The following is a 3336-nucleotide window of genomic DNA, read 5'->3' on the forward strand; positions in this document are numbered from 1 at the left end:
AGACAGGTCTCGTGGATGCCCCGCGATGAGCGGCCGCTGGGCGCGAGCCATGCTGTCGGCATACCGTTTCGCGGGTGCGGCCGCCTATCCGCTGGTCGGGCCCTATGTGGCCTGGCGCACCTCACGCGGCAAGGAAGACCGCTACCGCCGCCGCGAGCGCTATGGCGTCGCCGGCCGCGCGCGCCCCGACGGGCCGGTGATCTGGATCCATGCCGCGAGCGTCGGTGAGACCATAGCCGTCGTGCCGTTGGTCGAAAGCATCCTCGACTATGGCGTCAACATCGTGCTGACGACCGGCACGGTCACCTCGGCGCAGGTCGCCGACGAGCGTCTCGGTGACCGGATCATCCACCAATACGTACCGCTCGATCTCAAGCCGGCGGTCAGCCGGTTTCTCGATCACTGGCAGCCGGATCTGGCGATCATCGCCGAATCCGAGATCTGGCCGATGACCATCCTCGAGCTTGGCGCGCGCCGCGTGCCGCAGGTGCTGGTCAATGGCAGGCTGTCCGACCGCTCGTTCAAATCGTGGAAGAAACGCGCCAACATCGCTGAGGCGTTGTTCGAGAACCTGGCTCACGTCGTGGCGCAGTCGGATGTCGATGGCGAGCGGTTTCTGGCGCTCGGCGCCCGGCCGGTCACCGTGTCGGGCAATCTCAAGGTCGATACCTCGCCGCCGCCCGTCGACGAACGGGCGCTGGCGACGCTGCGGCGGCAGATAGGCACGCGCCCGACCTGGGCGGCGATCTCGACCCATGACGGCGAGGAAGTGGTCGCGGCTGAAGTCCACGCGACGCTGCACAAGCGCCACCATGGTATCCTGACGATCGTCGTTCCGCGTCATCCCGATCGCGGCGAGGCGCTTGCGGCACAAATTTCCGGCATGGGCCTGAAGGTCGCGCGACGCAGCAAGGGCGACAGGATAGCCGCCGACACGGATATATTGCTCGGCGACACGATCGGCGAGATGGGGCTCTATCTCCGGCTGACCGAAATCGCCTTCGTCGGCCGCTCGCTGACCTCCGAGGGTGGCCAGAACCCGCTGGAGCCGGCCATGCTCGACACGGCGGTTCTCGCCGGGCGCAATGTTCAGAATTTTCGCGAGGCCTACCAGCGTCTGCTCGACAGCGGCGGCGCCAAGCTGGTGCGCGATCGCGACATGCTGGCCGGCGCCGTCAATTTCCTCCTGACCAACGAAGTGGCGCGCCACGAGATGATGGCGGCGGGTGTGGCGACCGTCGACGAGATGCGTGGCGCGCTGGCGCGCACGCTGAAATCGCTTGAGCCCTATATCCAGCCGCTGGTCGTCAAGTCGCGCCTGAAGGGCGCGAACGGTCGCTAGCGTGGCCTCTGAAGCACCACCATTCTGGTGGGAAGAGCCGGACTGGCGGGTCCTGGCACTGTCGCCGCTATCGGCCATCTATGCGGCCGCCGCCGGCCGCGGCATGCGGCGGGCCAAGCGCGAGAAGATCGAAGCACCCGTTCTGTGCATCGGCAATTTCACGGTTGGCGGCACCGGCAAGACACCGGTGGCCATCGCGCTCGCCGAGCAGGCGAAGCGAATGCATCTGAAACCAGGCTTCCTGTCGCGCGGCCATGGCGGCTCGTTCGCCGAGCCTCACGTGGTCGATATCGACCATGACAGTGCCAGGCATGTCGGTGACGAACCGCTGCTGCTCGCCGAACACGCGCCGGTGGCGGTGACGCCGAACCGCGCCGCCGGCGCCCGGCTGCTGCTGGAACGGCATGGCTGCGATTTCCTGATCATGGATGATGGCTTCCAGAGCGCCCGCATCCACATCGACTACGCGCTGGTCGTCGTCGACGCGCGCTATGGGATCGGCAATGGCCGCGTCATTCCGGGCGGGCCGCTCAGGGCCAAAATCGTCGACCAGTTGGTCTTCACCAGCGGGCTGTTGAAAATGGGCGAGGGCACTGCCGCCGACAGCGTGGTCCGCCAGGCGGCACGCGCCGGCCGGCCGATCTTCGAGGCCCATACAGAGCCAAGCGGCAAGGCAGGGCTTGCCGGCAAGCGGTTCCTCGCCTTCGCCGGTATCGGCCATCCCGAGAAATTCTTCGACACGGTGCGCGAAGCCGGCGGCGAGCTGGCATTGACGCGGCCGTTTCCGGACCATCATTTCTATGCCGAGGACGAACTTGCCGAGTTGGTGGCGACCGCACGCGCCGAAGGGCTGGTGCTCATCACCACCGCCAAGGACGCCGCCCGACTGCGCCACGGCGCCTCACAGGACTTTCTCGACCGGCTCGAGGTGCTGGAGATCGACACTGTCTTCGAACTCGATCACGTTCCCGAGCGCATCATCGACGAGACGCTCGATGCCTGGCGCCAGCGCAAGCTGAAGGGTTAACCGCGTTTACGCAGCTCCGGATGCATCTCGATTTCGCGGCGCAGCGAGGCGGTGGCGCTGATGTAGGGCTCCTGCCTGGCGACGCTCCAGTATTTCAACTCGTCGAGCGGAATGCTTTCGCCTGTCACCGCGCAACGCACGAACGCGCCGGGACTGGTAACCTGGAAGTCGCCATCCAGATAGCGGATGCGGGCTTCCTTGCCGCCGGGGCCTTCGAAACGGTTCATCATGCGGGGACGCCAGGGTTCATGAGGATTTCATCGCCATAAATTCCCGGCGAGGTCAAGCATGCGACAAGCCTGAGACAATGCTGAACGCTTATTGTGAGGCGGAAAAATGGTGTTGGTGGGCCGCAATGGACATTTCCTCCACTCGTCTTCCCGCCTTGCTCAGGGAAGTGATGACGCCGCAGGCCGTGCCCTCGGGGCAGGCCGATCCAGTCATGACGGCACTGGTCAAGGCGCTGGTCCAACCGCCGGCGCCGTCTCTGCTTGCGCAACAGACAGCGCCCGTGCTGTTGACTTTGCCTGCCGCGCCAATGGACGTCAAATCGCAGCAGATCGCATCGTCTGGCATCGTCGATGCCTATCTTGCCCAGCTTGAGACGGGCGAAGAGGCGGCGTTGGCAACGATCGCGGCGAGAAAGGCAAAACCCGAAGCCGAAACGCCGCGAGCCTTCTTGCCGCCTTCGACAACGGCCAATGACAATACCCCTGCCAGGGTTACGGGGCTGTCATTGCTGTCGCTTATCCCGCCGCAGGCTCCAGTCCCGCGCAACGCTGCCGCTCTGGGTGCATTGGCGGGCAGGCACAGGCCGGCCAATCAATCCCATGGTGCGGCGCCGAACCCTGAGCAGTTGCTGGTGAAAATTGGCTTTGTTTCGATAATGGCCGGTTTGCTGGGAACCGTGATCCTTGGGTTCGTTCTGTTGTTGCTGCGCTGAGCTTCGAATCGGCTGGTTCTCGAT

4 protein-coding genes are annotated in these 3336 nt (G+C 65.1%); 3 read left to right on the forward strand and 1 reads right to left on the reverse strand.

Annotated elements, in window-relative coordinates; all coding sequences use genetic code 11:
* The first annotated feature begins 25 nt into the window (after nt 1-25).
* Nucleotides 26-1342: a lipid IV(A) 3-deoxy-D-manno-octulosonic acid transferase gene (waaA, locus tag EN750_RS25075; protein WP_127398091.1), complete on the forward strand. Its 1317-nt coding sequence runs from the start codon at nt 26-28 to the stop codon at nt 1340-1342.
* A 1-nt stretch (nt 1343) separates the two neighbouring features.
* Nucleotides 1344-2369 carry a tetraacyldisaccharide 4'-kinase gene (gene lpxK, locus EN750_RS25080; protein WP_127398093.1) on the forward strand — a complete coding sequence of 342 codons (1026 nt, stop codon included), beginning with the start codon at nt 1344-1346 and terminating at the stop codon, nt 2367-2369.
* On the opposite strand, the gene EN750_RS25085 is transcribed toward lpxK, so the two are convergent.
* On the reverse strand, nt 2366-2599 hold the full coding sequence (locus EN750_RS25085; RefSeq protein WP_031213688.1) for a DUF2093 domain-containing protein: 234 nt from the start codon (nt 2597-2599) through the stop codon (nt 2366-2368). The genes lpxK and EN750_RS25085 overlap by 4 nt on opposite strands.
* 77 nt (nt 2600-2676) lie before the next feature.
* On the opposite strand from EN750_RS25085, the gene EN750_RS25090 reads away from it, so the two are divergent.
* Complete coding sequence (locus tag EN750_RS25090) at nt 2677-3312, forward strand: hypothetical protein (protein ID WP_245482801.1); 636 nt, start codon at nt 2677-2679, stop codon at nt 3310-3312.
* Nucleotides 3313-3336 lie beyond the last annotated feature (24 nt).

The organism is Mesorhizobium sp. M7A.F.Ca.ET.027.03.2.1, from assembly GCF_003999175.1.
In the GTDB taxonomy this organism is placed as follows: domain Bacteria; phylum Pseudomonadota; class Alphaproteobacteria; order Rhizobiales; family Rhizobiaceae; genus Mesorhizobium.